A 2093-nucleotide genomic window follows, 5' to 3' on the forward strand; every position below is an offset into this window, starting at 1 on the left:
GAGGAAAAGGAAGGAGTTTGGTTTATGTTTATATTTATATCAATGTTCTACCCATGGTTCACTAAGTTATTTTTTAAATAAATTTAATTTAGTTGTTCATTTTCGAAATTTTTTTCGTAATGGATAAGTAAGAGGAAAAAGAAAGGAGTCTGGTTTATGTATCTACCGATTTTCTATTCATGGTACATTAAATTATTTTTGAAATAAAATTTAATTTAGTTGTACATTTTCGAATTATTTTTCGAATAAATAAGTAAGAGGAAAAAGAAAGGAATAAAATAATGAAAGAACATTATTACGGATTTGTTGAGCTAACTTCGGAAGAATTGACCGATATTCAAGGTGGAGAAAATTGGGTGAAGACCCTTGCAGATTGGTACATTGGATTTCGTAGAGGTTTTGGTTTTTAGGATGATAAGAGATGAATGAAATGAATGATAAGTATACTATTGAAGTATTAAAGGAGAGCGACTTAGCTTTGCTGGTGGGTGGTAGCAAGGAAAGTTATCAACGGGGTCTAATTACAGGTCTATTGTTACGCGGTATATTTATTGGAACCCCATTTTTTAGAAGATAAGATTTAGAAAAAATAGAACAAGAGGAGAAAAAAGATGACAAATTTTGACAAAATGGAACAGAACTTTGTAGCTCTTACAGAAGAAGAGTTGATGGATGTGGATGGGGGAATTGCTTGGGAGGTAGTCTCTTTGGGTATTGCGATTGGCTGGGGGATTTACCAAGCTGGTGAAGCTGCTGGTAAAACATTCTACTATATTACTCATCCATAGTATTTGATAAATATGAGCAAGAAAACATTTTGGATTATACTACTCGTTATTACAATTGTGGTGACTGCCGTTGGTTTAGGATTGTCTGCATATAATTATTATGTTTTTGATAGACCTTTTTTCAATAGTACTACTAAAGGACTGTTATCTGCATTTGTTATGAGTGTATTGATGATTATTATTGGTGTATTAAAAGAAAACTAATTTTTATTATTAAAATGGAGGATAAATATGTCAAATTTACAAACTATTGAACAAAATTATACTACGTTAAGTGATATTGAATTGCAAGAAGTTGATGGTGGAGGAGTGTTACTTTTGGTTGGTGGTGGTATTTTGGCTGTCGGACTATTAGCTTGGGGTGCGTATAATGGTTATCAGTCGGCATCACGAGGTGGATAAAAGGATGGTAGATTGTTTTTTAGTAAATAGGAGTCTATTATGAAAACATTTTTATTAGGCTTTGCTGAGGGTTATTTTACCGTATCGCTCATAATCTACATCGCAACGTATTTGATTTTGAGAAATCCAATCAATACCCTATTTTATCCAGAAATTTACCCTGTTTTATTTGGACTCTTTTATATAGGGTATAAGGTCAATAAAAAGCGAGTAGAGTGAGCAGTTAAGAATGACTTGTTAGTCTGCGCTGAAAATAGCTAGGCTAGAATCTAAGAATGCATCACATTGGAGTGTAATATGAAATTTTTTAAATCAATACTGAAAGTTTGGCCTGAAATTATGGTATTACTTAGTTCAATGTCTTATATAATCATCAGATTAGTAGCTGATATGAATAAAGTATCTTTACCTACTTGGTTTGATAGTTTCAATATACCAACGATTGCATTATTTATGATGGTCTTCATTCTTTTATACAGAAGTAAAGAAAAAAAGAATGGATAAATTTGAGGTAGTAGACGCTCTATAGGGAATAGGTGTCTTATAGTAACGAATCAAAAAAAGGAGTAACTATGAATCGTAATTTAGAACGGTGTTATCTATTCTGACTATGAATAGATCATACCAGAGGTGGCTTAGAAATAGCAGGGACATTAAAAATTGAATTAACTTTAAATAGGATGTCGTAAAGGTTACTATCAATGATTTATTTGTTCCAAGCTTGCCTAGGGTGTTAGAAAAAAATCATTTTCCTTTCAATAGCATATTTTTAGTAGGTAGGACTTTTGTTCTGCCTATTTTTTTATCTAAAAAGTGCAGTTGGGAGGGAGATAGGCACATTTGGGGAGGAAGTCCAGTTTTTGTTTGGGGATTGGTGTAAGATAGTTATTATCAGATGAGTTT

Annotated in this window: 7 protein-coding genes; all 7 read left to right on the forward strand. The window is 32.3% G+C overall.

The window, feature by feature from the left end:
• The first annotated feature begins 281 nt into the window (after nt 1-281).
• On the forward strand, nt 282-410 hold the full coding sequence (locus SMSK597_RS08055; protein ID WP_000658223.1) for a smi_0059.1 family bacteriocin-like peptide: 129 nt from the start codon (nt 282-284) through the stop codon (nt 408-410).
• Between the two features lie 11 nt (nt 411-421).
• Nucleotides 422-577, forward strand: a complete 156-nt coding sequence (locus SMSK597_RS0102495; RefSeq protein WP_001004584.1) for a hypothetical protein — start codon at nt 422-424, stop codon at nt 575-577.
• A gap of 34 nt (nt 578-611) precedes the next feature.
• Nucleotides 612-788 (forward strand): class IIb bacteriocin, lactobin A/cerein 7B family, encoded by a 177-nt coding sequence (locus SMSK597_RS08060; RefSeq protein ID WP_000180820.1) that lies wholly within the window; start codon nt 612-614, stop codon nt 786-788.
• Between the two features lie 12 nt (nt 789-800).
• The gene (locus tag SMSK597_RS12850) at nt 801-992 is read left to right on the forward strand and encodes a hypothetical protein (RefSeq protein ID WP_004236903.1); all 192 of its coding nucleotides are present in this window, start codon (nt 801-803) and stop codon (nt 990-992) included.
• A gap of 27 nt (nt 993-1019) precedes the next feature.
• Nucleotides 1020-1190 carry a H354_08695 family bacteriocin-like peptide gene (locus SMSK597_RS08065; protein WP_000067699.1) on the forward strand — a complete coding sequence of 57 codons (171 nt, stop codon included), beginning with the start codon at nt 1020-1022 and terminating at the stop codon, nt 1188-1190.
• Nucleotides 1191-1229: 39 nt separating this feature from the next.
• Nucleotides 1230-1409, forward strand: coding sequence for a hypothetical protein (locus SMSK597_RS08070; protein WP_000846994.1), 180 nt, complete (start codon nt 1230-1232; stop codon nt 1407-1409).
• Nucleotides 1410-1487: 78 nt separating this feature from the next.
• Nucleotides 1488-1694: a hypothetical protein gene (locus SMSK597_RS0102500; protein ID WP_000667765.1), complete on the forward strand. Its 207-nt coding sequence runs from the start codon at nt 1488-1490 to the stop codon at nt 1692-1694.
• The last annotated feature ends 399 nt before the right edge of the window (nt 1695-2093 follow it).

The organism is Streptococcus mitis SK597 (assembly GCF_000148545.1).
GTDB classification, from domain to species: domain Bacteria; phylum Bacillota; class Bacilli; order Lactobacillales; family Streptococcaceae; genus Streptococcus; species Streptococcus mitis_C.

Excerpts from the sequence above, each read along its gene's own strand:
- SMSK597_RS08055 (WP_000658223.1), top strand. The coding sequence starts at position 282 with ATGAAAGAACATTATTACGGATTTGTTGAGCTAACTTCGGAAGAATTG.
- SMSK597_RS0102495 (WP_001004584.1), top strand. The coding sequence starts at position 422 with ATGAATGAAATGAATGATAAGTATACTATTGAAGTATTAAAGGAGAGC.
- SMSK597_RS08060 (WP_000180820.1), top strand. The coding sequence starts at position 612 with ATGACAAATTTTGACAAAATGGAACAGAACTTTGTAGCTCTTACAGAA.
- SMSK597_RS12850 (WP_004236903.1), top strand. The coding sequence starts at position 801 with ATGAGCAAGAAAACATTTTGGATTATACTACTCGTTATTACAATTGTG.
- SMSK597_RS08065 (WP_000067699.1), top strand. The coding sequence starts at position 1,020 with ATGTCAAATTTACAAACTATTGAACAAAATTATACTACGTTAAGTGAT.
- SMSK597_RS08070 (WP_000846994.1), top strand. The coding sequence starts at position 1,230 with ATGAAAACATTTTTATTAGGCTTTGCTGAGGGTTATTTTACCGTATCG.
- SMSK597_RS0102500 (WP_000667765.1), top strand. The coding sequence starts at position 1,488 with ATGAAATTTTTTAAATCAATACTGAAAGTTTGGCCTGAAATTATGGTA.